Source organism: Corynebacterium sp. HMSC074C03, assembly GCF_001838285.1.
Lineage (GTDB): Bacteria > Actinomycetota > Actinomycetes > Mycobacteriales > Mycobacteriaceae > Corynebacterium > Corynebacterium amycolatum.
This window is the reverse complement of the sequence record NZ_KV836199.1, coordinates 1-25,317: the sequence shown is the minus strand read 5'-3', so window position 1 is coordinate 25,317 and position 25,317 is coordinate 1. Positions and strand designations below refer to the sequence as shown.

Below are 25,317 nucleotides of genomic sequence, written 5' to 3'. Positions count from 1 at the left end.
ATAAACGCAGTCAGTAACTCGGATCGACCCGCCGTCGCTGACATAAACGCAGTCAGTAACTCGCATTGAGGTAAGTATCGAAGGCGCCCACCCGCTGTCGCGCCGGTCAACACGCCGGTCGACACACTGAGCGGACACACTTTTGCCTATTACCCCACGATTGTCGCGCACTCCGGGCCCCAGAAACACAAAAAACCCCACGCAGAAATTACTTTCCACGTGGGAGAATCAAGGCTCACCCCATGAACACAACATGGACCTTGAAAAAGCCAAAAATTCAGCGAGCCAAACTGAACAAAAGCCCAGTTCAGAACCGAACTCAGCCCCGAACTACTTAGCCTTACAGAGGCTTCACATCCAGAGCCTGCGGGCCCTTCTGACCCTCACCGATCTCGAACTCGACTGCCTGGTTCTCTTCCAGCGTCTTGAAACCAGTGCCCTGGATCTCGGAGTAGTGAACGAACACGTCGTTGCCACCGTCAGCTGGGGCGATAAACCCGAAGCCCTTCTCCGAGTTGAACCACTTCACAGTACCCTGTGCCATTACAAAACTTCCCAACTTCAGGATTCGATAAAACAAGTATTCGCCACGCACGTCCGGTCACGCACGATGGGGTAAACACGGCCAGAACACCCTTTCCGCCTCGAGCGGGCTTTTGCTGGGTGCCCTTTGGCGGGCGATACACTCAAAAAGTCTGCCACGTTTGGGGCGCGAGCGCCGATTAGGAACAGCTTCTTGCCACCCCCGTAAACCCGTGTTCGGGGTCCGGAGAAACCGGGTTGTCGAATAGCGAAAATGTGGCTGGCAGGAAGCGTCGTCAAGCATATGAAGTGCGCGTTTATAGGAAAGGGTGGTGTCGGTGGAGTCATTTGGACGGGAGCTGCTGGGGCCGGTTATTCGTGCGCATCCGCGGGCGACGGTGACGCACATTGCGGATCTTCCTGCACGCGCTGGCGTGACCGCACCTTGGCCTGAGTGGGTGCCGGATTGGCTGAAAGAAGTGCTGGTAGATCGCGGAATTGAGAACCTGTGGACTCATCAGGCAGCAACCGCGAACCTCGCCCGCGAGGGCGTGCACTGCGTCGTCGCGACGGGCACGGCGTCGGGTAAATCGCTCGGCTACCTGCTGCCCGTGCTCACAGAACTGTCCGCCACCCCCGCGGCCACCGCGCTGTACCTCTCCCCGACCAAGGCGCTGGGCGCCGATCAGCTGGACACTGCACGCGCGATGGCACCGGCGTCACTGAGTTCGCTGATTTCGCTTTACGACGGCGACACCCCACAAGACGCCCGGCGCGCCATCCGCGACCACGCCCGTTGGGTGTTTACCAACCCCGATATGCTGCATGTTTCGGTGCTCGGCAACCATGTTCGGTGGACGCGGATGCTGCGCAACCTGCGCTATATCGTCGTCGACGAATGCCATGCCTATCGAGGCGTGTTCGGCGCCAACGTCTCTCAGATTCTGCGTCGCCTCCTGCGGCTATCCCGCGAGTACGGCGCCTCGCCGACCGTGATTTTTGCCTCTGCGACGACCAACGACCCCGCTGACCAGGCTCGTCGCCTCATCGGCGAGCCTGTCGAGGCCATCACCGAAGACGGCGCCCCGGTCGGCGAGCGAACGATCGCCCTGTGGGAACCCGGCCTGCTCCCCGACCTCCAAGGCGAGAACGGCGCACCCGTGCGCCGCCCCGCCCCGACCGAGGCCGCGGATATCATGGCCGACCTGCTTGTCGAGGGCGCCCGCACCCTGACCTTCACCCGTTCGCGAAGCAGTGCTGAGAAGGTAGCGCTCGGCGTGCGTGAGCGCCTGGAGAAGCGCCACCGCAGCGATATCGCCGAGCGCATCGAGTCTTACCGCGCCGGCTACCTGGCCGAAGAGCGCCGCGACATCGAGCGCATGCTCGATGACGGCACCCTGCTAGGTGTGGCCACCACCAATGCACTGGAGCTGGGCATTGACGTCGGTGGCCTCGACGCGGTGGTGCAGGCCGGTTTCCCGGGCACGGTCGCTTCATTCTGGCAGCAGGCCGGCCGCGCGGGTCGTCGTGGCCAGGGCGCGCTGGTGGTGCTGGTGGCTCGTGATGACCCCATGGACACGTACTTGGTCCACAACCCGTCCGCACTGCTGGGCAGGCCGGTGGAAAAGACCGTCTTCGATCCCCGCAACCCACATGTGGTGTGGTCACACCTCTACTGCGCGGCTGTGGAGAAACCCGTCACCACCAGCCAGCTTCAAGCGTGGGGAACCATGCCCGTAGCCGAAGACATGGTGGCCGCAGGCTGGTTGCGCAAGCGCACCTGGGAAGGACAAGAACCTGTCTACTACCCGACCGACCGCGATGAGGGACCGCGCATTGCCACTGCCCACGATGCCGTGAACGTCCGTGGCGGCGATGGTCAGGAAGTGGCTATCGTCGACCAGACCGATGGTCGCCTGCTTGGCACCATCGATCTTGGCCGTGCGATGCAGCAGGTCCACGACGGTGCCGTCTACTTGCACCGCGGTGAGTCCTACCTTGTCGACCAGCTGGACTTCGACAGCCTCGTCGCCCTAGTCCACCCCGAGCAGCCACGCTATTCCACCAGCTCGCGCATGGACACCACCATCCGCATCCTCGATGTTGACGATATGCGCCACTACCAGGGCTTACAGGTCGCCTCCTGCCAGGTCGAGGTCTTTCACCAGGTCACCTCCTATCTTCGCCGCCTGGATACCGGCGAGATTCTCGACAGTGTTGAACTTGACTACCCTCCGCAGCGTTTGGTCACGCGCGCCGTGGCCTACACAATGCCCGAGTCCACCCTGCGCTCGTGGGGCGTGGGCTCCGACATCGCGCCGGGGGCTCTCCACGCAGCCGAGCACGCGGCTATCGGCATACTGCCGCTGATTGCCACCTGCGACCGCTGGGACATCGGCGGTGTTTCCACGGTCATGCACGCCGATACCCAGCAGCCCACCGTTTTTGTGTACGACGGGCACCCTGGTGGTGCGGGGTTTGCCGACCGTGGCTACGAGGCCTTCGCTCGGTGGATTCGCGCGACCCGCGATGCCGTCGCCGCCTGCGAGTGCGAATCCGGCTGCCCATCGTGCATCCAGTCGCCCAAGTGCGGCAATGGCAACGATCCGTTGGACAAGGCCGGCGCAATCAAGGTGCTCAGTGGGGTGTCGCGCGCGCTTAACGACGGCCAGTAGCAGCATCCTCCACCGCTACCGGCCCTGCTCTGGACGTGGCTTTTCTCTCCTTTCGTTGGACGCTGACCTGCACATCCTCCCCATCAATCTCACAGGTCACAAGGCGTGCGTGGTTAGCTTTTGCGATTGACCCCGCAGCTTTGCAGGCGTCGTCGCTCTCTTGCGCAGCCACGGCGCCGGCCACCGCGGCCAGGTCCGCTGCTACCGCTGCCTGCCGAACCTGCACCACCCTCACCCCGGCCGTAACTCCGACCAAAGTCAGAACGACGAAAGCGGCGATGAACAGTGCGGCTGCGACTGTGGTGGAACCTTCTTCTTCGCGGAGAAGGCGGGCTGTCACGTTTCTCATGACGATGCCGCTCTCTCCCGCAGTGCAACCGCGCGTGCTTCCAGCGAAAATGGCCCCGCTGAGCGCCGAATGGTCACGCGCACGGTACCGGAGGTTTCCGATATCGCGACCTGCCCATCCGCGTCGGCGCGGAGCTCGGCTACTGTCTCCGCATCGCCCCGTGCCTCAGCCCGTGCGATGGCTCCGGCTGCGTCGGTAAGCCCTAGGTACATTGCGATGGTGACCAGCCCGGACAGAGCCGTGGCCATGACCGTGACCAGTGCCGCGAGACCGAAAGCGGTTTCTACCGTGGTTTGGCCTTCGTCGCCGACGCACAGGCGATGAAGCGTAGAGCGGATGCGGCTAGACATCGGTGTTGAGCGCCCTTTCGATGATGTCGGTGAGCGCCTGGGTGATATCGCCGCCGGTCACGACGGTGTAGAGCAGGGCTCCGAAGGCGGCGGCCGCAATAGTTCCGAGAGCATATTCCACGGTTGACATGCCGTTTTCCTCAGTTGCCAGAGCGTGCAGACGCTTGTGCAAATATGAGCGCAGCTGGGACTGCGCAGCGGTCAGCGGATTGGTTGAAGAGTTGGTTGGAACATTGGTTGGACGGTTGGAGTTTTGAGTGGTCATGAATGTTTCCCCTATGTGGATGTCGAGTGACAGGTCAGTTGTGAAGTGTGATGTGCATTGACGCGCGTTGACCCGCGCTGACGCATGGTGGATTGCAGCGTGGCAGGTGGCCCGCGTGCACAAGAAAGAACGCAACCGAAAGCGCAACCAGCACCGCATCCGGCGCGTGCCAGCGCGCGAGGCTGGGCGCAGAACTGTCCGAGCTTCATGACGGCATCAGTCCGGCAAACATTTCGTCGGCAAGCCCGGCGATTGTGGGCACCAATCCCAGCACCACAAACGCGGGTAGAAAGCACAACGCCAGCGGCCCGGCAATGAGGACACCAGCCTTTTCCGCGACGGCTTGCGCCGCATCGTGCGCTTGACTGCGGTACGTGGCAGCGGTGTCTTCCAATGCCTGCGCCAGAACGGTGCCGGATTCGCTTGCGCGGCGCCCAGCCGTCGCCAGGGGCACGAGCGCGGGTGTGGCAGCAAGGCTGTCCCAAGCGGAGTGCGCGCCCACAGATAACCTGGCGGAACACTGTCGAAGTGGCTCGGCCAGCTCAGGGGTTGCGCCATCGGCGGCTGCTTCCATGGCCTGGGACAATGGCATACCGGAGCTCAAACAAGCACCAATGATGTCGAGGGCCGCCGCGGCATCGAGCAGCACAGCCGGGCTGATGCGCTCACCGCCAATGACAGTTCGCACATGTTCCCTCACCTGTGCGGCAATCTGCGCCACCCGACTGGTCACCTGCCAGCGCACGCTTCCTCGCGTACGAGCATCCGAGTCGGCTACCAATTCGGGCAGTCGGCTGCGGACGGGATTGAATGTCGGCAAGCAGAGGTAGGCAGCGATGAGAAGTGCGGCGGCGATCATTGTCCGGCCTCCGCACGATCGATGATGGCGACGGCCCATTCGATGCCCGCGCACACCAGCCCGACACCGATGACCAGCACAATTCCTCCGATACCGCGACTGAGGAACTCGAATGGGGACGCTCCGAAAGCTTGCCCCATAATCAGCCCGAAGACTGGGAGCGAAGCCAAAATGGCAATCGTCATGCGTGGTCCCGCCAGCGCGGCCGACGTCTGTGAGCGATGTGCCTGACGAGCCTGCAGATCACCCCGCGCGCAGTCCAGTAACCCGGCCAAACTTAGGCCATGTTGCTGCGCCACCGTCCACATACGCCCAATCCGACGCAGTTGCTCCGAAGACTCTTCGGTCTCCCACGGGTCGGCGAAGTTCGCGCGGTGCGCCGCGTGCGCAAGATGATCGGCCAACACAGTCATGCCCTCTGCCCTGCGCAATTCCGCTGCTGCCGCGTTGAGCGCTCTTGAGGCCGCCGCACCTGCGCGCAACTGCGCGGTCAAGGTTTCCAGCGCTACCGCAGCGCTGTCCGCTTCCCGACGTTCACAGCGCCTAGTCCCCACAGCGCGCACTACGGCCCCTGCGGTGCGGCCCAGCAATAGCCCGGCTATGACACCTGGAATCCCGGCGAGCCACAGCAACACGAGTGCTGGGCCTGCAACGATGAGGATTGATAGTCCTGTAGTTCGATTCGCACTGCCAGTGCTTGCTGCACTCGACCCCGTGGAACCAGCACCAAGTCCAACCATGCGCTGCAACCACTTCAGCCCGCTGGACACCTCGCGGGCACGGCCTGCCAGTGCTCGCGAGCGCACCGCCGCCGAGCTGTCCGGCCAGATAGCGACTACTGCAGCCACGCCCCCAATGAGCATCGCCACGCTAAACCCTTCCCCCATAGCTGTTAATCTCCCCGTCTAATCCCCTGACTTTTCCCCGGGTTATTCCACCGGTTATTCCACCGACTGTTCCCTGCCGACCAGCAACTTCTGCAACGTTTCCCACCCCGACCCCGGCCCATCCCGAGCAGTCCAGACCTCCACCACCTCCGGTGGGTTACCGCGTAGCAGCCCAATCTGCGCCAGCCGGCGAACATCAGCGCGTTCGACCACCAACACCACCTGCACCGCAGAGACCAACTGCGCATGCAGCCCGGCGCGACTAAGGCCACCGATCAGCCCCAAAGCCTCGAAGCGCGCGACGACATCCCCAATCCGGTTGGCGTGAATTGTCCCCGCCCCACCGCGATGCCCCGTGTTCAACGCAGCCAGCAGATCCACCACTTCGGCGCCACGAATCTCACCGACGACAATGCGGTCGGGACGCATGCGCAACGCCTGCTTCAGCAACTCCTGCTGCCCAATCGCACCGGCCCCCTCCAAGTTGGCGGCTCTGGTCACCAGCTTCACCACATGCGGATGCTGCGGTTGCAACTCCGGAGTGTCCTCGATGCACACAATGCGCTGGTCAGGATCAACTTCTGAGAGCATCGCCGCCAATAGCGTCGTCTTTCCCGCACCCGTGCCTCCGGCGACAATAAACGACAGCTGTCCCGCCACGATTCCCCGCAACACCGGCAGAATCTCCGGTGGAAACAGCCCGACATCGCATAGCTCCGCAAGTCCGCGACGAGCCGGACGCAGCACTCGCAGGCTAATCTGAGTGCCGGTCGCTGACGGTGGTGAAAGCACCGCATGAACTCGCACACCACAGCCGCCGACACCACCAGGAATATGGCCGTCGGCCCAGGGTTGAGCGTCGTCAAGCCTTCGTCCGCACCGCGACGCGAGCCGCACCGCATACGCGCGCACCTCGCCCTCGTCCGCGAAGGAAATCTCGGCCCGCTCCAGTCCGTTGCCAGCGTCGACCCAAACCTCGCCGGGCGCGGTGACCAGCACATCGCTGACACCCGGGCGGCGCAACAGCGCATCCAACACGCCCGCGCCCACTGTTTCCTCACGAATCGTGCGCAGAATCTCCAGCACCTTCACATCGGAGACAACCCCCGCGGTCTCTGCGCGAATGATGTCGGCGACCTCGCTATGCGATGCCACCCCAGGCCGCTCCGCAAGCGCCGTCCGCACCGCCGCCAACAGCCTGACATCATCCATCGCCACCACCGCCGACAAGGGCAAACATCGCTCCCAATCCCCGCGTCAGCTTGCCGACGGCCCCAGCGAGCCCGCCCACATCTATCTCGTGAGCTACTTTCTTGCAGTACTCAATCTCACCAGCAATGGGCAGATCGAGCGCGTACTCAATCTCTTCGACACTGATATCGCGGTGCTGCTGGTGCCGAACCGCGAGACTTGGCGTGAATCCTGCCTGTGCACAGACTCTGGCCAGGTGTCCACCGGCTGCGATAGCTCGGACAGAGGCGGGCAGGATGATGACGGTGTCATCGGCAAGCGCGCCGAGAGTGGTGACGTACTCCACTTGCTTCGGGCAGTCCACGATGACCGTAATTCCGGCATGAATAAGGCAACTAATGGTGCTGGCAATGTGCCGGACATCGTCGGGCCTGTCGGTTCTGCCGGGTCTGTCGGCACTGTCGAATTTGGTGGCCGCCGAGGCGTGGTTGTAAGCCGTCTCGGGCGTGCGACTGCGAGTCCACGTCAACACTTTCAGCGCGGGTGATCGCGGGCAGGATGGCAGTGCTTCGTAGAGTGCCGCCCCGTCGAGACGGCCATCAGCAGCCGAGAAGTCTTGCCACCTCAGTCCCGGTTCCGTTTCCATCCCGAGCACCAGATCAATACCTCCCGCCAGCGCATCTGCGTCCACCAAGCAGATGGGTCTTTCGCGGGAAAGAACCAATGCACTCGCTGCCGCCGTAATGGAAGCACCGGCACCGCCGACCGCAGGAACCAACATCAGGCACGTTGCCGTGGAATCGGTTGTAGTTGCTGGCACGTTCGGTACGGGTTCTGTACCTGGTGCTGTAATCACGTCTACGCTCGCAGGTGACGCTGGGGTGTGTTGGTGGTTCAGGAGGCTCGAGCTGTGTTGGAAATCGGAGAGCCTCGGACCATCCGGGCGTACCTCGGCTCGGCCGAGCAGTTCGACAATATCGACGTTATCCGCGGGCAAACTAGCGCTGTAAACAGGAGCTAAAACCTTCGCCACCTGCGTATCTTCCGCCTCAGTATCACTGCGGACCAGAAAGATTGCTCCCTCACAATGAGGCCGCCCGGCTAATCTTCGGGCTGCCGACGCATCAACGAACACCGCTGGTGCCCGACGCCACAGGGCCGATGAAACTCCCGCTCCGGTCGACGCGGACACTGACGCTGTGGCTGATGCTGGTGGTGATGCTGGCGACGATGTCAATGCTTGTGCGGCCACTGGCGCTGCAGCCACAGGTGGCACGGTCTCTTGCACACAGTCACGACCGGTAGCAGCGACTATGAGTGCAACCTCTTCACGCAGCGCTTCATCATCGACAGCATTGACTACTGGATTTGCTGGAGCCTCGGTTCGCTGAGCCATGGACAGTTTCTTGATTGCCATGGCCATAGCGTGCACTAAAAGGCGGATTCAATGATGCTCGCAAGGGGCCAAAACCTCGCTGTCTGTGGATAATTTTCAGACTGTGGATAACTGCAGAACGCCATGTCGCCTTTGCCTTATGGCTACTGCGCGGCCTGGCCAATGCAAGTTAGTGACTGCGTTTATGTCAAAAATGGCACGAAAAAAGGCCTGAAAGTGTCATAGACTCGCACAGTTTCACATTTGCAGCCCGCACTTTTACTACATGCCCCTCAACATTGGGCCAAAAAAGGGGCGACGCCCCGCGCCGGGGGGGGGATTGGCGCGAGGCGTCTTTAACCGGCTCGGGGGGGGGGGATTGAGCCGGGGCGGCCTCGCAGTCTGTTTCTAAAAAGAACTAGAAGGGGCCAGCCACGTCCAAGTATTACATATCACGAGGAATCTGCAAATACCTTTTAAAGGATTTAATGCCCAATATGTTCGATGTCACGATATTCGATGTCACGTCTCCCCGAGCCCGACATCCCACGTCTCCCCGAGCCCGACATCCATGGGTAAGCTCAGAGTCTATGAACACCGGCGAGAACAGGGCTTCAACAACGCCGCAGCCGCACGCTTCTACGAACACAGGCATCGTGGACGATGCTCCCGCCACCGCTAACTCTCGCGTCGCTGCGTTCTTTGACCTGGATAAAACCATTATTGCCAAGAGCTCGGCATATGCGTTCAACAAGCAATTCCTCGAGCGCGGCATCATTTCGCCGACGGACATGTTGCAAATGGCACTCAGCCACGCCCTGTACATGTCACAGGGACACGATGAGGTACAAATGGAGGCCACGCGCGAGCAGTTTTCCTCCCTTATCGCTGGTCACAGCGCCAGGGAACTGCGCCAGGTCGCGATCGAAACCCTAGAGCAGAACATCACGCCGTACATCTACGCCGAGGCATTGGAGCTCATTCGTGAACACCGCGCACAGGGGCATCAGGTGTTCATTATCTCGGCATCGGCTCGGCAGATTGTTGAGCCCATTGCGCAGGCGCTCGGTGTCTACAATGTGGTGGCCACCGAGCTGGAGGTCCGCGATGGGCTCTTCACGGGTGAAACGGAGTTCTTCTGCCGAGGCGAAAACAAGGCTGTGCAGATGCGTCGGATAGCGAAAAAGCGCCAGTTCAACCTGGCCGAATGCTTTGCGTACTCGGATTCCATCACTGATGTGCCCATGCTGGCTGCAGTCGGCCATCCCGTTGTGGTCAATCCCGATCGCGCTCTGCGCAAGATTGCGGCGGAGCGTGAGTGGCCTGTGCGCCAATTCCGGAATCCCGTCCCGCTGTTTCGCGCGCCGTCGAAACGCAATGCTGCAATTCTTGCCGGCGTCACACTGGCGCTTGGCGCGGGTGCGACACTGTTGGCACTGCGCAAAAACGACGACGAGCCAAAGACCGACTAACCCACCATCCAGCAGCCGCCCGCCTACACCGCTTCGGCGATACCGCGCGCTTCCACGGCACCGGCCTTCAGCCCTTCCAGATGCAGGAGAATCCACGCACGCAGGCCATCGGCGCTTCCCGACGCGAACCCCTCTGCGGCCTCGAAATACTCCTGGCGGTGGCGAGTCCAGTAGACCTCGGGCACGGCCAAGCCACGCGGATCCAGGCCGGTTGCGACAGTCGTCAGCCGCGAGGCGGCGCGGGCGATGATGCCGTTGTGGTACTCAAAGGGGCGCAGAGTCAGCAGCTCACCGTGCACAATCGCCGAGAGCACACCTGCGTGGATCTGGCTGCGGCCAGTGATGAAGTCACCGAGCACGTGCAGACGCTGCTCCTTCATCGCAGACGAGAGCTTGTCGTCACCAACCGGACGCCCGGCTTTCATCCGCGCCTCGGAACCGTCTTCAGTCTCACCTGCGGGCGATGCGTTCAACGCAAACTTGGCCAGCACCTGCTGCGGAGCGCGCTGCCACACGCGAGTGGTCTCACCAATTGACTCCGGGGAAATGGTGTCGGCAACCCGAAGGGCTGCTGCGAGTACGGGGTCGGTGATATTGCCGTCGTCGGGAAGCGATGGCTCGCCGCCTTCTAGCCACGCCGATGCCCGAGCGCCACGCAGGACCGACTCGGAGCCGGTGACGTTGTGCTTGCGCAGGTTGGCCTTGTGTCGGTGGACGGCCTGGATAGCCTTGGCCGCGACATCAGCCGCGTGCGCAACGCCGTCGAGCTGCCACAGGGGCGCGAGGGGGTCCTTGGGGTCAAGCTGCGGAATAGCAGCGGCGGGAGCACTGTCAGCGCCACCGGCACCCGATTCAGATGCCTTCGCCTGCGCTGCCTCACGCTCTGCGCGCTTCTTCGCCGACACGGAGGACACACCCAGGCTCATGCCAGCTAGGCCCCCCTTTCCGGCACCGGCGCCATTGCCGACACCATTGCCAGCACCGGCGCCAATTCCATCGGCTCCACGCACGTTCTCAGGCTGATTGTTCATATCCCACACCCTAATTCTTCACCGCTAAGTAAGTGACAAACTTATATAGAAATGGTCAAAGATGAGAAAAACTTCAACGAGTTCTTGGCTTTTTCGCCCTTATGGCGCGCCCTACCCACAATCAGAGGTAGTATGGCAGTTTGTAACTGCAGTTTTAAAGTTTCAAACCATCTTTTCCAACCATCTGCGTAGGAGGAAGTACACGTGAGCAACGACGATACGAAGGGTCTCTTTACCGACGGCACCGAACCGCGTGTTACCGCTATCCCGCTGAGTGATGTGGATAGCAACGCATCGGGTGATGCTAGCGTCGGCCAGCTCGTGTCTAATGCTTCTTCGCAGATTTCCGCTCTGGTTCGCTCTGAGATTGAGCTGGCCAAGGCCGAAATTGCTGGCGAGGCTAAGAAGGGCGCAGTTGGCGGTGGCTTCTTCGCGGTTGCCGGCGTCGTCGCGCTGTACTCCTCGTTCTTCTTTTTCTTCTTCCTCGGCTGGCTGCTGGATGTTTGGCTGCCAACCTGGGCTGCGTTCCTCATCGTTTTCGTTCTGATGCTGGTCATCGCCGGTGTTGCAGCACTGCTGGGTCTGAAGAAGGTCAAGTCGATCCGCAAGCCGGAGAAGACCATCGAGTCGATGCAGGAGCTGAAGGGGGTCGTGCCGTCGGGGTCGGCGAAGAAGTCTTCGCAGTCGAACGGTATGTACACCTAAAGGCTTGAAAGAAATTGGGCGGGACTTTGTTGGTCTCGCCCTTTTGTCTTATTCAGTCCCGGTTTAAGCCCTTCGGATAAGGTATTTTCCCCTCATGACCTCCCTCCGCGATTCTCTCACTGGCCCCTGGCGTCATCGTCTCATTCACGTCCGCGGCCAGCGCCTACACATCGCCGAGTGCGGCCGCCCCTCCGATCCGCTCGTGTTGTTTATTCACGGCTCGACTGGCGGTTGGTTTGAATGGCGCGAGGTTTTGCCGCTGCTTAACGACGACTCGGGCGATCCCCTCCCCGTGCACGCTGTGGCTATTTCTATGCGTGGCTACGGTCAGTCCGACCGAACACCGCAAGGCTACGATCCGTTTGAGGCGGCCCAGGACATCGCCTCATCGATTCGCTCGTTGGGGCATTCGACCGCGCTGCTGGTCTGTCAGGGGTTCGGCACCTGGGTGGCGTGGACGTTGGCTTCGCGGCAGCCCAATCTTGTCTCCGGAATTATTGGTTGTGGTGCTGCACATCCGAAAGTGTGGCTGAACCAGTTGAAGAGCCCGTGGTCGGAGGACTTCCGCAGTAGCCTGGCTCCTCTGCTGCGCCGTTCGTGGTGGGACTCGCGGCCACGGGTACCGCAGTTGCGTCGCAATAAGTTCAGCACGCAGGCGGCTGAGGCTCGCCAGCAGCGGCTCATTGAGCGCATCGTGCGCGAGTCCATGTCCACCGCCGGGGAGGGGTTCGCCGAGACCCCCGCGGGGAAACAGACCGCGGAACTCATGACCGATAGCCTGGCCAGTGGTGCACTCCGTCCTGCACTGGCTCACATGAATTGGTGGACGCGGCCGGCTCCGGCCGCTTTCCGCAAGTGGTTGAGTGCGATGGAGGGCCCGTCGAAAAGCGATGAGCACACGGTGCTGCTCGTCGGCGAGCAGGACACTCGTACCCCACGTGCGCTAGTGGAGCTCAGCTCGAGTCACGTGCGCGTTGTGCCGGATTGTGGGCACTTCCTGCCGGCAGAGAAACCTCAGGCTGTGGTGCAGGCAATCAGGGATCACTTGGACTGGTTGCCGGAGGGGTCTTAGGCTTCGGCTCGGCTGAAGCTAGCCGGAACTCTCCTGCGGTTGCGGCTGGGGCTGACCTGTCCACAGACACACAACTTTCCGCTTACCCCGCCACGCACTGCTGCGTGCCGATGGCCCCGTAGTTATTCATCGCCTCATCGATGTGTGGCTGGACCTCGGCGTGCGTCAGCGCGTAACCAGTCTGGTCATTGTTCACACCGGCACCGAAGACCAAGCCCAGGATCTGGCCCTGCGGCGTAATCAGTGGGCCGCCCGAGTTGCCGTGGCGCACATCCGCCTTCAGAACATAGGACTGACGCTCGTGCCGAGTCGACGAATAAATATCCGGGCCTCGAATAATGATGTTCTCCGTCACGCGCGCAGGTGTGGCCTTAAAGGGCCCGGACTCGGGAAAGCCCAGCACTACCGCGTCATCGCCCGGACGAGCTTCCTGATCTGCCCACTGCATGGGCTCCAGGGGTAGGTCGGTGGTTCGGAGCAGGGCGACGTCGTCAAGCGGATCGTAGTGCACGACGTTCGCGTCAGCCATGCCGACCACGGTTTCCAGTCGAACAGTGGTGGCACCGGCAACCACGTGCGCGTTGGTCAGAATCAGATCCGGCGCGATGACAAAGCCCGTGCCCTGCAGCAAGCGTTCGCACTGCGGGGCCTCGCCCAAGACGCGGACGATGGACGGTCGAATACTGTCGACGACACCCTGCGAAATCACGTTGGGGTCGGCGGGTTCATCGGGGACGTTCTGCTTGTAGCCGAATGGCGGAGCGATGGCGGGCATTCCATCATCGCGGAGCTGACGGAGGATGCCACTGAAGCCGTCGCTCCATTCGTCGGGCGCGACCTGGTCAATGAGGTTCATGCCCTTGGACTCACGCACCCAGTCGGCAAACTGCCCAGGCACGGCGGTGGCCAGGGGTACGGCGATCATCCATGTCACTACCAGCGCCGTCACGGACTGCACGATGGCACCGAGGCTAGAATCCAGGCCGACAGCCAACGGCGAGCGAATGGTATTCCGCAGCGACTGCCCTGCCACTGTTCCCACCGCATGACCAATCAACGCCAACAGAATCACCGTGCCGAGGCCCAGAAGAACCTTTCCCGACTGGTTCTCGACTTGCGCCATAGCTAGCGGTGCCAAGGGCACACCAATGACCAAGCCCAGGACAACGCCCAAAATGGCCATAATCGACGAGACGGCGCCCTGCTGCCAGCCGACGATAAGCGCGAAAATGAAGACCGCCAGCAGCGCAACGTCAAACACAGCGATTGCAGGCATCATCGTCGGCCTCCCTTCAGTACGGACAGTTTTTCACCATTAGCGGAACGCGCGAGCACCGGCAAAAGTTTCTGCACGTTGGTGTCGTCCCACGGTTCCGACCAGCCGGCCACGTCTAGCAAGTAGGACAGCACGCCGCCGGTAAAGCCCCAAACGACGAAGTCACCAACCTTAAATGCCGGTCCTGTCCAGCCGTGATAGCCCAGCATCATGCGGTTGTCCGGATTCGTCAGGTGGCTAATTGGCACATTGAGCACCGATTCCGTCTCTGCAGGGTCGACCACACGCAGCGGATGCGGTGCATGCCAATACGCCAACACCGGATTCACCGCGAAGCCAGTCCGCGAAATGTCAATCGAGTCCAGCACCCGCACCGGCGTCACCGTCTCTCGGTTCAGGCCGGTTTCTTCCTCGGCTTCACGCAGCGCGGTATCGATTTCATCCACGTCCTCGGGATCGACACGACCGCCCGGAAAAGCCATCTGGCCTGCATGCTTACGCAGGGTTGTCGCCCTGTGCGTAAGTACCACGCTGGCATCCTCCGGCCGTTGGTGCGCCTCCGCATCACCGCTGATCAGCACCAACACCGCCGACCGCGCCGGATTCCGCAACGGTTTCTCCTGCGTCGAGGAGTCTCGCCGCAACTTCGCAAACGCACGCTTCACGCTTGACGACGAAGCGGAGCGACCGGCCACCTGCTGCTCCGAGTGGCCTGTTGTGGCGTGGCTGGCGCTGCTGGCGTGGTCTGTTGCGTCGTGGCTGGCGCTGCTGGCGTGGCCTGCCGCACCGTAATCAGCGCTGACTAGGTGCGGCGGCAAACTATTGGTCAACCACTTCGGCAGATACAGCCCCGAGCTTGCGTCGCGATTCCACGACTGTCCCTTAGTCACTTCAACGCACCTCGCACGAGATCAGTAATCTGCTGCGCATCGGTGAATTCACCGGGATGAATGGTCGCCACTGTACCATCTGCCTTAAACACCACGGTGATGGGCACAACTCGCGGTAGATTCAACGCTGGTCCGACCACATCGACCGTGTCCGAGTAGGTTGGTAGACTCACTCCGATTTCCTGCAGGAAGGCCTGGCCACGCCCCGCCTCGCGAGCCGCATGCACCGTCACCACCTGCACATCTGGGTTGTCCTTGCCCCATTGCTCAATAAGCGGCAGCTCTTGGCGACATGGCGCACAGTTCCATGCCCAGACATTAAGCACGGTTGGCTTGCCCTCGACGACCAGGCCCATGTCTACCAGTTCCGTTCGGCCAGCCTCGTTGCTCTGATCCGCTGAGTCTCCCGACTCCGCCAACAGCGGCAAGCGCACACCGGCCAGCGAGCCACTACCCGCTACCGCCGCGATCTCGTCCTTCGACATCGCTGGCGCCGCCGATGCACCATCCACCTCATCATCACTGCCGGTGCCATCACTGCCAGCGCCATCCACACCGGCACTCACACCAGCTCCGGCCCCACCATCATCGGCCTCGTCATTGCCATCAGTGGTATTCACAATCGCGAAAACCACCAGCCCCACAATGCTAATTCCCGCGATGAGCAGTGTAATCAGCGATGCCGAACGGTTAACGTCCGCCTGCCGATCCCCAATGTGGCCACCATTGTGACTACGACCGCCCTGCTCATTCACGAAAAGTGCTCCTCGACTAGTCCTGTGTCGCTGTGGTGTTGCGCGCGCTATCCCCGTCGTCAAGCGCGGAAAGTTCCTCCCCACTGTAGCCGTCATTAAGACCGGCCAGGTAGAGAAGCCATTCCCTGTCGTCTGACTTAATCAACTTCTCCGCCGTCTCCGGCTCCGCCGGGCCCGCGACGCCATACGACGGGCAATCCGCCGCCAAGAAGCACGCCCCGCACGCCGCCCGGCGCGAATGGCACACCCGGCGCCCGTGGAAAATCAGGCGATGCGAAAACCACGTCCACTCCGCGCGCGGCAGCACCTCCATCATCTCGTGCTCCACGCGCACCGGATCTTCCTGCTCTGTGAGGCCCATGCGCCGCACCAGACGTCCAAAATGCGTATCGACCGTCAACCCCGGCACCCCAAAAGCATTCCCCAGCACCACATTCGCCGTTTTTCGCCCTACACCCGGCAGCTTCACCAGCTCCTCCAACGTGCCCGGGACCTCACCGCCGTGCTGCTCCATCACCCCCTGCGCAAAGCCGATGATGTTCGCGGCCTTATTCCTATAAAAACCCGTCGGCCGAACGAGCTCTTCAACCTCCTCCTGGTTCGCAACCGCCAAATCGGCTGGACTGGGGTACCTAGCGAACAGCGCCGGCGTGGTCATATTCACCCGCGCGTCCGTGCACTGCGCCGACAGAATCGTCGCCACCGCGAGCTCATACGGATTACGAAAGTCCAGTTCACAGTGCGCATTCGGGTACGCCACCGCCAGCGTGCGGTTAATCCGCCGCGCACGCCGCACCATGCCCAGGCGCGCCTCCTTCCCCCGCGCCGCCGGATGCGCCCCCACCGCCCGACGCTTCTTCGACGTCAGGGATCCCTGCGGGTGCGTGGGTTGGGGTTTGCTCGTCGCCTGGTGCTTGCTTATCGACGATGCCTTGCCGGTCGTATCCATGGTCGTAGTGTATCGGCTACCCCGGATTGCAATTCGCGTGCGCACCTTTTCGTCATATCTTTCGCGGACGGGATCCTTAGGTTTGTCCGAGATGCGGATGCAATCAGTTGAAGCTCGGGCGCAATCGGTCAGAAAAGTCGAAAAAGGTCACGTCCAACCACAACTTAGAACACCGTTAGCTCATTGCTATTTAGAAATACACAGTTCAGCGGCTTTTCACCAGAATTCCCCACAGGCGCAGTGGCTCTTTTGCTACAGTGGTGTTTATCACATCTTGGTGACGGCGTAGTTTCGTGACGGCGCAGTTTTGGGATGCATCTATAAAGGCGATTTGTCGTAAAATTCGTCCAGGGTGGACCTGCCTTGAAAGCTGGCAGCGGCGTTACCGGGAAAGACCGAAAGTAGTGGGACGGGGCAGTTTCTCTTCCTGTTTGACCACTGCAATTTGTAGTCGAGTGTTAATTTGGCGGCTGCTGGCCTGTATTTACGGTGGTTAGTGGCCCAAGACAGGAGAATTTTACCGTGGATGACGTCAAGGAGATTCTCTCCCGGGCCGGTGTATTTCAGGGAGTTGACCAGGAGGCTGTGCAGGCCTTGCTCGGTGAGCTCGAGACGGTTCGCTTCCCGCGTGGAACCACCATCTTCAATGAGGGTGAGCCGGGCGATCGGCTCTACATCATTATTGATGGCAAGGTGAAGCTGGCTCGTCGCTCAGCCGACGGTCGTGAAAACCTGTTGACCATCATGGGCCCGTCCGACATGTTCGGCGAGCTCTCCATCTTCGACCCGGGCCCGCGCACTTCTTCGGCGGTCTGCGTCACTGAGGTTTCCGCCGCGTCCATGAGTGCCGATCAGCTGCAGGAATGGGTTGGGTCGCACCCGGATGTTCCAGCTCAGCTGCTGCGCATGCTGGCCCGCCGTCTGCGCCGCACCAACAATTCGCTGGCTGACCTCATCTTCACCGACGTCCCTGGTCGCGTTGCTAAGTCCCTGCTTCAGCTGGCTAATCGCTTCGGTGTTCAGGAAGGTTCTGCTCTCCGCGTGAACCACGACCTGACTCAGGAGGAAATCGCACAGCTCGTCGGCGCCTCTCGTGAGACCGTTAACAAGGCTCTGGCAGAGTTCGCCCACCGCGGCTGGATTCGCCTTGAGGGCAAGTCCGTGCTCATCTCCGATACGGAGCGTTTGGCCCGACGCGCACGCTAGCTTGTGGCGCTTGTGGCGCTTGTGGCGCTGCCCAAACGACTCACATCCCGCAGCCTCTGCTTTTGGTTCCTCGGTTCCCGTAGGAGCGCATGAAACGCATGAGGCTCGCGGGATTTTTGTTGCCTTCCCCGCTGGTTTTCCCCGTTGGCCTGTCATGCTGGCCTGGCATGCTGGCCCGGCATGCTGGCCCCACTTCACCAACCGATTTATGGCCAATTTTGGCGCACTTATCGATGCTTCCCGTCGATGCTTCCCGCTTTTCTGCCACTCATCGACGCATTCCCGGCACCTATCGATGCACCATTCACCAATTTCTCCCCGCATCATTCACTTGTCGATGCGCTGTTCACTTATGCGTGCGCTATAGCTCATCGACAAGTGAATACCTCATCGATACGTGATTGAGCTGCCCCCTCCCACAACGCACCCACACACAACACACCCACACACAACGCACCCCAACCAGCACTAGCCCAAACAAAAAGCGCGCAACCCGCAAATCTGCAGGTCACGCGCTCTTTTCATGCGGCGACTCAAGCTCAGCTTCAGCCAAGTCTCAATTAAGCCCAGCCCAGCAACCGGCCGAAGCCAAAGCCAAAACCCAGCAACTACTCCCCGTGATCGCGCAGGTAGCGCAGGGTCACACGCGTCGACTGCTCAGCAGCATGACGCAGCACCGGATCGACATCGGTGTAAATCTCATCCACAATCTGGTCCACCGTAGCTTCGTCACCCAGCTTGGCAACGGCATCCTTCACCTGCTGCAGGCGCAGCTTACGACGCTCAATGTACTTCTGCGTCATTACAGTGATGTCCGGCAGGTCAGCACCATGACCAGGCAGCAGACGAACACCCTTGCCGCGCGAATCCAGCATTTTCAGGGTTTCCATGTACTTACCCAGGTCGCCGTCGGTCTCCGAAATCATAGTGGTGTGGCGGCCAGCGATTGTGTCACCGGTAACGATGCCTTCAACATCATCCTCGCCATCACCAGTGTGGATGAAGTAGCAGACAGAATCAGCGGTGTGACCAGGGGTTGCCACGACCTCAATCTGCGGAGTCACTCCGTCGAGGACGATACGTTCGCCGTCGACAAGCGGATCCTGACCTCCCGCGCAGTACTGAGACTCCAGCTCACGAATCGGCGCGCCGGTGAGCTGACGGAAACGTGTGGCGCCATCAGCATGGTCGCCATGACGGTGCGTCAGCAGAATCAACGCAACGTCGCCGGCATAGCGCTGGAGGACGTTCAGGTGTCCCTCGTCCTCCGGACCCGGATCGATGACAATGCTGCGGCTATCCCCCTCAGCCTTAATAACGTAGGAGTTCGTACCCTCCAGCGAAGAGTAGCTGGGGTTCGGGCACAGAACGACGCCCACAGACTGAGAAATCTGACGCAGTTGGCTATACGCAGGATGCTCCATGTCCTCTATCCTACGTGGTTGCGCAATCCGGGGAGCGCGCTACGCCCTCCAATTCGGCTCATTTGGGTGTAAGCACGCTTTACGACGCCCCGGAGAACGCAACATCCCCACTGGTCACGGCACCAAATACAGCAGCTACTGGGCTACTTCAACGATGATCTCGACTTCCACGGGTGCGTCCAGCGGAAGCTGATTCACACCCACTGCCGAACGAGCATGCTGGCCGCGTTCGCCGAAGACGTCGCCGAAGAGTTCCGAGGCTCCATTGATAACGCCCGGCTGACCAGTGAATCCGGCGGCGGAATTGACGAAGCCGACGACCTTCACGATGCGGGTGACATTGTCGAGACCGACCTCGGCATCGACTGCGGCCAAAGCGTTGAGAGCGCAGGTGCGGGCGGCCTCCTTGGCCTCCTCAGCAGTGACTTCCGCGCCGACGTGGCCGACGTGGGTGAGCTCACCGTTTATGAATGGGAGCTGACCGGAAGTGAAAACAAGGTTGCCCGTGCGCGTTGCGGGTACGTAGGCCGCAACTGGCGCGGCAACGGCAGGCAGGGTAAGCCCGAGGTCCTCGAGGGCTTGGGAAGGAGTGCGAGATTCAGAGTTGCTCATTTAAGTTAAGCCTTTCCACGGCGGCTAGGGCCGGGCGAATAAAGCCGGCCAAAGAAAGATGGCAGCCAACCGTGAGTCAGCTGCCAATCGAAAGCACAACCGCCGTTGTTAGTTAGGTGCTAGACACCGAGGTAATTAGTCAGTCTTCGGGCGCTTGAAGTAACCAACGTGGTTTTCGCCGGTCGGGCCCGGGAGAACGGTGACGAGTTCCCAGCCGTCCTCACCAAAGTTGTCCAGGATGGCCTTGGTGTTGTGAATGAGCAGCGGTGCGGTGAAGTATTCCCATTTAGTAGTCATGGAAGCTACTTTATCTGTCCCCCAGCCTCGCGCGCTGGGGGTTCAGTTTTACTTCGGTCTAAGTTCGGTTTTTACTTAGCCAGCTTTGCCTTGCGCTGAGCTGCGTACTGCTCAGCGTAGAAGTCGGCCCACGAAGTAATTTCCGGGTGCTCACGCAGCATTGCGCGGCGCTGACGCTCGGTCAGGCCACCCCAGACGCCGAACTCGACGCGGTTATCCAGAGCGTCGGCACGGCACTGCAGAACCACTGGGCAGTGGCGGCAGATAACTGCGGCTTCGCGCTGTGCGGCGCCGCGAACGAACAACTTATCCGGGTCAATATCGCGACACTTAGCGCGCGGGACCCACTCCTGGCGATCGCGGAAGCTCTCTACACCGAGCTCGTATTCTGGCGTAGTAGCAGTGCGGTTGCGATCTGGAATCGTGGCGGTCATTGTAGCCTCCTCGTGCCTGCGATTTTCGTTATTTCGAAATAGTTTCAACTAAATAGTGCTGAAATTTTGTTGTAAGTCTATTCACACCACCCAAATAATGTCGATTGGGTCACACTAGAAGGGTGGACGTGGCGCAGCTCTAAATATAACGATGCAGGTGGGGCAACTTTTTCCAACAAAAGCACGGGGGTGATTTGCGTCACTATGAAAATCTTTTTCCGGAAACCACTACACGACGAGTTGCGCGGTGTTGTAAGGGCATTCGTAGCGCCCCCTCCCCCGCTCGCCAGGCGTTTTACTGGACTCCCCGGGCATGTCACTAGGTGGATTTTCGAAAACCCACTTCGGCTCAATCCGCCCTACCTTGTAGTGTGATTGCTGTGAATAAAGGTTCGACGCTGTTCAAGCTCTCCGTTGCCACTGTGTTGGCAGCGTTGATTATGGCCAGCGCCCTCTTTCCTCTTGTGGGCGGCTCGGCCTACCTCGTTGCGCGCACGGCTGATGAATTCGCGTCGGCGTCGCGGTCGGTGATTTCTAAGGACGCACCAGGGGTCACCACTATTACGGATCGTAATGATCAGCCAATTGCGTGGCTCTATGATCAGCGGCGGTTTAATGTGCCGTCGGAACGCATCTCGCCAGCTATGAAGGATGCGCTGGTCAGCGTGGAAGATAGGCGCTTTTATGAGCACTCTGGTGTGGACTGGAAGGGTACTGCTCGTGCGGCGGTAAAGAACTTCATGTCTCAGTCAGTGCAGGAAGGCGCCTCCACGATTGAGCAACAGTTGATTAAGAACCACACGCTGCTCGTGGACGCGCAGTCGGAGTCGGAGCGCCGCGCTGCCACTGCCACGGATTATGGCCGCAAGATCCGCGAGATTCGCATCGCGTTGGATCTGGAAGATGAGCTGACGAAAGACGAAATTCTGACTAAGTACCTGAACTTGGTCCCCTTCGGCAATGGCGCTTTCGGCGTGGAAGCTGCAGCTCAGACCTACTTCGGCATTCCCGCGTCCGATCTGAATGTTCCGCAGGCCGCTCTGCTCGCGGGCATGGTTCAGCAGTCTTCCGGGCTCAATCCGTATACAAATCCGGAAGGTGCGCATGCACGGCGTAACGATGTGCTTGCGGCTATGGAATCCACGGGGGCAATTGGCCCGCAGGAGGCTCAGGACGCCAAGGCAGCTGATCTCGGTATTCTTCCGGAGCCTCAGCACCTGCCGCAGGGTTGCATCGCGGCGGGCGATCGCGGTTTCTTCTGTGACTATGTGGTCTCTTACCTGGAGAACCACGGTATTGATGCCGAAAAGCTGAAGCGCGGTAGCTTCCATGTGAAGACCACACTGGACCCGCGTGTGCAGGACAGCGTGCAGGAGTCTCTGCGTCAGCAGGCGTCACCGACTGCGGATGGCGCAGCTGAGGTTATGAGTTTGCTTGAGCCTGGGGATGACTCCAGGAAGTTGCTCGCGATGGCGTCGTCACGCGTATACGGCCTCGATGCGGAGCAAATGCAGACCGTGCAGCCGCAGCCATTTACGCCGGTAGGCAATGGCGCAGGCTCGATTTTTAAGATTTTCGCGGCGACGTCGGCAGTGGAAAAGGGGCTGGGTATTGATACCCACTTCCCGGTGCCGCGTCGTTATGAGGCCTCCGGGCTGGGCACCGGTGGCGCAGAGGGCTGCCCGCCGGGCCTGTACTGCGTGGAGAACGTAGGCAGTTTCCCGCCGTCGATGTCACTGCGTGAGACGCTCGCGCGATCGCCGAATACTCCTTTTATTCAGATTTCGGAGCTGGTCGGCGTTGATGGCGTGATGGACATGGCAGTACGCCTGGGCATGCGCTCATACACGGAGCCGGGCAGTTTTGATGGCGAGTCCTCGGTGGCGGACTATGTCTCGGAGCATAAGCTCGGCTCGTTCGTGCTGGGGCCAACGTCGGTGAATAACCTTGAGCTGTCCAATGTCGCTGCCACCCTGGCCAGCAATGGCCGCTGGTGCGAGCCCTCTCCAATTGAGTCGATTACGGACTCCAAGGGCAATGCGGTCAAGCTGAATGTGCCACCGTGCGAGCAGGCGGTGGAGCCGGGGGTCGCGCACGCGATTGCTAATGCGCTCAGCAATGACGCCACCGATGGCACTGCGAAGGATGCCGCGAAAGAGCTGAATTGGGACGGCCCAGTCGCGGCTAAGACCGGTACCACCGAGTCGAACCAGTCCGCGGCATTCCTGGGCTTCACCGGCGGTCTGGCCGGATCGGTGTACGCCTACAACGACACCCCGACTGTCACGGAGCTGTGCACGTCACCGCTGCGCCAGTGCCCGAGCGGCAACCTCTTTGGTGGTCGCGAGCCCGCGCGGACGTGGTTCGGCGCAGTCGGCCCGATTATCGAGAACTATGGCGGAAAGAATCTCCCCCCATTGGATTCGGACTACGGCCTGGGCACCTCTATCACCCAAATGCCGAATGTGGTGGGCATGCAGAAGGCCGAGGCTCGGGAGACCCTTAAGAAGGCTGGCTACAAGGTAGAGGAACGTACAGTGTCCCACACGGGTGAGTCGCGCGGAATCGTGGTCGGACTGGATCAGCCACCGCTGCTTCTCAAGGGTGGCACCGTCACAATCCGCGTGGCCGATGGCACCCGTCGTCCGACCCCGCCACCAGCGCCGTCGCCGCGACCGGAGTCGACGACGCCCCGGCCGGATCCGCTACCGCAGTTCCCTCGGCCAAACACTCCGCCGGCGCCGAGCTTGCGGGATCTGATTCCGCTGCTGCCGTTCTAGAAGCTGCCGTTCTCGAAGCTACGGTTCTAAAAGCTGCCGGTTTAAAAAAATGGCCGCGGCAACTTGCTAAAAGTCACCGCGGCACTGAAAGAACCCCGAAAGTTCGCGCTAGCCCTGCAGGGCAGCCTTAACAGCCTCGGAGAGCCGCTTGCCATCGACCTGGCCAGCGGCCTTTTCCTTTGCCACCTTCATAACCTGACCCATAATCTTCATGCTCGGCGCATCATCGCCAGCAACCTCGGCCACGGATTCTGCGACGAGATTCTTCACGGCGTCGTCGTCAAGCTGTTCCGGCTGGTAGCGGGCGAAAACCTCTGCCTCGGCGAGCTCGGCGTCGGCAAGTTCCTGGCGTCCGTTCTCGGCGTACATCTCAGCGGACTCGCGACGCTTCTTGACCTCCCGCTCAATCACACGCAGCACCTCTTCATCGGTGAGCTCGTGCTTGGAGCCGGAGACCTCCTCGGTCTGGATGGCGGCCTTCAGCATGCGCAGCGCCGCAACGGTTTCCTTGTCGCGGGCCTTCATTGCGGCGGTCATATCGGAGACAATTGTGTTCTTCAGTTCACTCATACGCCCTAGATTACCGCTGTAGTTGATAGTGTCTCTGTCATGACATCGCGCGCTTTTTCCAACCGAATTCTGCGGTCTGCCGCAGCTCTCGCCACGCTCGGCTTGACGACGTTCATCTACGCGAACCAAATCGAATTGCGCGCATTTAAACTCCACCGCGTTCAAGTTCCCGTGCTGGCACCCGGCACGCTCGCCCGGGCGGGAAAGCGCGAGGGTGAGCCTTTCCGGATTCTGCACGTCTCCGACTTCCACATGCTCCCCGACCAAAAGTTGAAGCAGAAGTGGGTTGCCAGCCTCGATGCCCTGAACCCTGACCTGGTGATTAATACCGGCGACAACCTGGGCAGCGACAAAGCCGTTCCCAGTGTCCTCGCAGCACTCGGCCCCCTACTGAACCGTCCGGGTGCCTTCGTGTTTGGTACGAATGACTACTTCGCGCCACGGCCTGTCAATCCGCTGAAGTACCTGACGGGAAAGAAGCGCAAGCCTTCGCGCGTCGAACTACCGTGGCGCGGTATGCGCGCTGCGTTTATCGAGCACGGCTGGCAGGATGCCACCCATGCCCGGCTGGAGTTTGTCGCAGGCGGAGTGAAGGTGGCACTGTCCGGTGTGGATGACCCCCATCACGAGTTGGAGGATTATTCGCAGATCGCCGGTGCCCCGAATGCGGATGCCGACATCGCTATCGGCCTGTCGCACTCGCCGGAGCCCCACGTGTTGGATGCTTTTGCTGAAGATGGCTACGACCTGGTGCTTTCTGGTCATACCCACGGTGGCCAGGTGTGCCTGCCCGGGGGGAAGGCCATTGTGACCAACTGCGGTATCGACCGCTCGCGGGCCTCGGGGTTGTCGCGCTGGACCGAGAAGACGTGGCTGCACGTCTCCAATGGCCTTGGCACTTCCCCTTACGCCCCGGTGCGCCTGTTCTGCCGCCCGTCCGCGACCTTGATTGAGGTTGTGGAGCGGGATTCGTAGTTTGTTGATCGCAGGGGGGTAGTTCGTAATTCGTTGGGCGCGGTTCGTAGTTCGTAATCCGTAATTCGTTGGGTGCGCCAGAGACCGCTGCTTGGCCCCGCAGCCCGTTAAGCAGGCGTTTTGCATTCTGGCTCAGCGTCGGGCTAAAGTAAGTCCTCGCAAGCACAGCACTGAGACGTATGTTCCCAGTTCGTGTCTGTGGCCTCGGGGTATGGCGCAGCTTGGTAGCGCGCTTCGTTCGGGACGAAGAGGCCGTGGGTTCAAATCCCGCTACCCCGACCAAGTAAAAACCCTCCCTCACCTGGAGTTATCTCAGTGAGGGAGGGTTTTGTTATTGACTACTTTCCGCCGCCGTTCAGGGAGGGTTAAGTAAAGAAAAGTGTGTCTTTTCCGGGC

25 protein-coding genes and 1 tRNA gene are annotated in these 25,317 nt (G+C 60.8%); 8 read left to right on the top strand and 18 right to left on the bottom strand.

Features of this window, described 5'->3' with window-relative positions; all coding sequences use genetic code 11:
* Nucleotides 1-340: 340 nt before the first annotated feature.
* Nucleotides 341-544 (bottom strand): cold-shock protein, encoded by a 204-nt coding sequence (locus tag HMPREF2847_RS03195; protein WP_005511370.1) that lies wholly within the window; start codon nucleotides 542-544, stop codon nucleotides 341-343.
* A 316-nt stretch (nucleotides 545-860) separates the two neighbouring features.
* On the opposite strand from HMPREF2847_RS03195, the gene HMPREF2847_RS03190 reads away from it, so the two are divergent.
* Nucleotides 861-3,197: a DEAD/DEAH box helicase gene (locus HMPREF2847_RS03190; protein WP_070851511.1), complete on the top strand. Its 2,337-nt coding sequence runs from the start codon at nucleotides 861-863 to the stop codon at nucleotides 3,195-3,197.
* Here HMPREF2847_RS03190 and HMPREF2847_RS03185 read toward each other — a convergent pair.
* From HMPREF2847_RS03185 to HMPREF2847_RS03155, 7 genes are all read right to left on the bottom strand, one after another.
* On the bottom strand, nucleotides 3,181-3,546 hold the full coding sequence (locus HMPREF2847_RS03185; protein WP_049180729.1) for an Rv3654c family TadE-like protein: 366 nt from the start codon (nucleotides 3,544-3,546) through the stop codon (nucleotides 3,181-3,183). The two genes, HMPREF2847_RS03190 and HMPREF2847_RS03185, sit on opposite strands and share 17 nt — an antisense overlap.
* Nucleotides 3,543-3,896: a TadE family type IV pilus minor pilin gene (locus tag HMPREF2847_RS03180; protein ID WP_016421936.1), complete on the bottom strand. Its 354-nt coding sequence runs from the start codon at nucleotides 3,894-3,896 to the stop codon at nucleotides 3,543-3,545. Before HMPREF2847_RS03180 ends, HMPREF2847_RS03185 begins: the two co-directional genes overlap by 4 nt.
* Entirely contained in the window at nucleotides 3,889-4,161 is a 273-nt protein-coding gene (locus tag HMPREF2847_RS03175) for a DUF4244 domain-containing protein (protein WP_070851507.1), read from the bottom strand. Before HMPREF2847_RS03175 ends, HMPREF2847_RS03180 begins: the two co-directional genes overlap by 8 nt.
* A 205-nt stretch (nucleotides 4,162-4,366) precedes the next feature.
* Nucleotides 4,367-5,020: a type II secretion system F family protein gene (locus HMPREF2847_RS03170; RefSeq protein WP_070851505.1), complete on the bottom strand. Its 654-nt coding sequence runs from the start codon at nucleotides 5,018-5,020 to the stop codon at nucleotides 4,367-4,369.
* Nucleotides 5,017-5,907, bottom strand: a complete 891-nt coding sequence (locus HMPREF2847_RS03165; RefSeq protein WP_070851504.1) for a type II secretion system F family protein — start codon at nucleotides 5,905-5,907, stop codon at nucleotides 5,017-5,019. Before HMPREF2847_RS03165 ends, HMPREF2847_RS03170 begins: the two co-directional genes overlap by 4 nt.
* Nucleotides 5,908-5,961: 54 nt before the next feature.
* Nucleotides 5,962-7,119 (bottom strand): TadA family conjugal transfer-associated ATPase, encoded by a 1,158-nt coding sequence (locus HMPREF2847_RS03160; RefSeq protein WP_083327305.1) that lies wholly within the window; start codon nucleotides 7,117-7,119, stop codon nucleotides 5,962-5,964.
* A complete protein-coding gene (locus tag HMPREF2847_RS03155) occupies nucleotides 7,112-8,515 on the bottom strand; it encodes a CpaE-like family protein (RefSeq protein ID WP_246821919.1) in 1,404 nt (467 codons plus the stop codon). The genes HMPREF2847_RS03160 and HMPREF2847_RS03155 overlap by 8 nt, the downstream gene beginning before the upstream one ends.
* Nucleotides 8,516-9,063: 548 nt before the next feature.
* Between HMPREF2847_RS03155 and HMPREF2847_RS03150 the strand changes: the two genes are divergently transcribed.
* Nucleotides 9,064-9,945 (top strand): HAD family hydrolase, encoded by an 882-nt coding sequence (locus HMPREF2847_RS03150; protein ID WP_083327304.1) that lies wholly within the window; start codon nucleotides 9,064-9,066, stop codon nucleotides 9,943-9,945.
* Nucleotides 9,946-9,968: 23 nt separating this feature from the next.
* Here the strand turns inward: HMPREF2847_RS03150 and HMPREF2847_RS03145 are convergent, their stop codons facing one another.
* Nucleotides 9,969-10,976 carry a Fic family protein gene (locus HMPREF2847_RS03145; protein ID WP_083295710.1) on the bottom strand — a complete coding sequence of 336 codons (1,008 nt, stop codon included), beginning with the start codon at nucleotides 10,974-10,976 and terminating at the stop codon, nucleotides 9,969-9,971.
* Nucleotides 10,977-11,180: 204 nt separating this feature from the next.
* On the opposite strand from HMPREF2847_RS03145, the gene HMPREF2847_RS03140 reads away from it, so the two are divergent.
* Entirely contained in the window at nucleotides 11,181-11,681 is a 501-nt protein-coding gene (locus HMPREF2847_RS03140) for a phage holin family protein (protein WP_016421928.1), read from the top strand.
* Nucleotides 11,682-11,775: 94 nt separating this feature from the next.
* Nucleotides 11,776-12,753 carry an alpha/beta fold hydrolase gene (locus HMPREF2847_RS03135; RefSeq protein ID WP_070549773.1) on the top strand — a complete coding sequence of 326 codons (978 nt, stop codon included), beginning with the start codon at nucleotides 11,776-11,778 and terminating at the stop codon, nucleotides 12,751-12,753.
* A gap of 82 nt (nucleotides 12,754-12,835) precedes the next feature.
* Here HMPREF2847_RS03135 and HMPREF2847_RS03130 read toward each other — a convergent pair whose 3' ends face one another.
* From HMPREF2847_RS03130 to nth, 4 genes are read right to left on the bottom strand one after another with little or no spacing between them, the layout of a single operon-like run.
* The gene (locus HMPREF2847_RS03130; protein WP_049189453.1) at nucleotides 12,836-14,032 is read right to left on the bottom strand and encodes a MarP family serine protease; all 1,197 of its coding nucleotides are present in this window, start codon (nucleotides 14,030-14,032) and stop codon (nucleotides 12,836-12,838) included.
* The gene (locus HMPREF2847_RS03125) at nucleotides 14,029-14,919 is read right to left on the bottom strand and encodes an NUDIX hydrolase (RefSeq protein WP_070851499.1); all 891 of its coding nucleotides are present in this window, start codon (nucleotides 14,917-14,919) and stop codon (nucleotides 14,029-14,031) included. The genes HMPREF2847_RS03130 and HMPREF2847_RS03125 overlap by 4 nt, the downstream gene beginning before the upstream one ends.
* Entirely contained in the window at nucleotides 14,916-15,674 is a 759-nt protein-coding gene (locus HMPREF2847_RS03120) for a TlpA family protein disulfide reductase (RefSeq protein ID WP_070851497.1), read from the bottom strand. Before HMPREF2847_RS03120 ends, HMPREF2847_RS03125 begins: the two co-directional genes overlap by 4 nt.
* 16 nt (nucleotides 15,675-15,690) lie before the next feature.
* Nucleotides 15,691-16,623, bottom strand: coding sequence for an endonuclease III (gene nth / locus HMPREF2847_RS03115; RefSeq protein WP_370523108.1), 933 nt, complete (start codon nucleotides 16,621-16,623; stop codon nucleotides 15,691-15,693).
* Nucleotides 16,624-17,145: 522 nt separating this feature from the next.
* On the opposite strand from nth, the gene glxR reads away from it, so the two are divergent.
* Nucleotides 17,146-17,829 (top strand): CRP-like cAMP-activated global transcriptional regulator GlxR, encoded by a 684-nt coding sequence (glxR, locus tag HMPREF2847_RS03110; protein WP_005511668.1) that lies wholly within the window; start codon nucleotides 17,146-17,148, stop codon nucleotides 17,827-17,829.
* 608 nt (nucleotides 17,830-18,437) lie between these two features.
* On the opposite strand, the gene HMPREF2847_RS03105 is transcribed toward glxR, so the two are convergent.
* The 4 genes from HMPREF2847_RS03105 to HMPREF2847_RS03095 all read right to left on the bottom strand — a co-directional run bounded on the left by HMPREF2847_RS03105 (nucleotide 18,438) and on the right by HMPREF2847_RS03095 (nucleotide 20,596).
* Nucleotides 18,438-19,253, bottom strand: coding sequence for an MBL fold metallo-hydrolase (locus HMPREF2847_RS03105; RefSeq protein ID WP_070851496.1), 816 nt, complete (start codon nucleotides 19,251-19,253; stop codon nucleotides 18,438-18,440).
* A gap of 135 nt (nucleotides 19,254-19,388) precedes the next feature.
* Complete coding sequence (locus tag HMPREF2847_RS03100) at nucleotides 19,389-19,865, bottom strand: RidA family protein (protein WP_070851494.1); 477 nt, start codon at nucleotides 19,863-19,865, stop codon at nucleotides 19,389-19,391.
* A gap of 135 nt (nucleotides 19,866-20,000) precedes the next feature.
* The gene (locus HMPREF2847_RS11415) at nucleotides 20,001-20,162 is read right to left on the bottom strand and encodes a Sp36 family protein (RefSeq protein WP_141744780.1); all 162 of its coding nucleotides are present in this window, start codon (nucleotides 20,160-20,162) and stop codon (nucleotides 20,001-20,003) included.
* Between the two features lie 71 nt (nucleotides 20,163-20,233).
* A complete protein-coding gene (locus HMPREF2847_RS03095; protein ID WP_038627417.1) occupies nucleotides 20,234-20,596 on the bottom strand; it encodes a WhiB family transcriptional regulator in 363 nt (120 codons plus the stop codon).
* Nucleotides 20,597-20,967: 371 nt separating this feature from the next.
* On the opposite strand from HMPREF2847_RS03095, the gene HMPREF2847_RS03090 reads away from it, so the two are divergent.
* The gene (locus HMPREF2847_RS03090; protein ID WP_070851492.1) at nucleotides 20,968-23,376 is read left to right on the top strand and encodes a transglycosylase domain-containing protein; all 2,409 of its coding nucleotides are present in this window, start codon (nucleotides 20,968-20,970) and stop codon (nucleotides 23,374-23,376) included.
* A 108-nt stretch (nucleotides 23,377-23,484) separates the two neighbouring features.
* Here the strand turns inward: HMPREF2847_RS03090 and HMPREF2847_RS03085 are convergent, their stop codons facing one another.
* Nucleotides 23,485-23,946 carry a GatB/YqeY domain-containing protein gene (locus tag HMPREF2847_RS03085; RefSeq protein WP_005511696.1) on the bottom strand — a complete coding sequence of 154 codons (462 nt, stop codon included), beginning with the start codon at nucleotides 23,944-23,946 and terminating at the stop codon, nucleotides 23,485-23,487.
* A gap of 39 nt (nucleotides 23,947-23,985) precedes the next feature.
* On the opposite strand from HMPREF2847_RS03085, the gene HMPREF2847_RS03080 reads away from it, so the two are divergent.
* Nucleotides 23,986-24,921, top strand: coding sequence for a metallophosphoesterase (locus HMPREF2847_RS03080; RefSeq protein WP_070642812.1), 936 nt, complete (start codon nucleotides 23,986-23,988; stop codon nucleotides 24,919-24,921).
* 205 nt (nucleotides 24,922-25,126) lie between these two features.
* A tRNA-Pro gene (locus HMPREF2847_RS03075) sits at nucleotides 25,127-25,203 on the top strand.
* The last annotated feature ends 114 nt before the right edge of the window (nucleotides 25,204-25,317 follow it).